At 64.8% G+C, this 281-nt stretch carries 1 protein-coding gene; it reads left to right on the top strand.

The genetic code is table 11. The features are described 5' to 3' along the window. The coding region (locus AB9K34_RS02695) for a formate--tetrahydrofolate ligase (RefSeq protein WP_369952906.1) at positions 1-281 on the top strand (281 nt) is incomplete at both ends.

Here is a 281-nt window from a genome sequence, read left to right on the forward strand (position 1 = left end):
GACATGTCGCTGGCCGACAAGATCCAGACCATCTGCAAGCGCATCTACCGGGCCGACGAGGCGCTGATGGACAAGAAGATCCGCGACCAGCTGAAACAGTGGGAAGAGGCGGGCTATGGCAACCTGCCGATCTGCATGGCCAAGACGCAGTATTCCTTCACCACCGACCCCAACCGCCGCGGCGCCCCCACCGGCCACTCGGTTCCGGTCCGCGAAGTGCGCCTCTCCGCCGGCGCCGGTTTCGTGGTCGTCATCTGCGGCGAAATCATGACCATGCCCGG

It is taken from the genome of Sedimentitalea sp. XS_ASV28 (assembly GCF_041224545.1).
GTDB lineage: Bacteria > Pseudomonadota > Alphaproteobacteria > Rhodobacterales > Rhodobacteraceae > Sedimentitalea.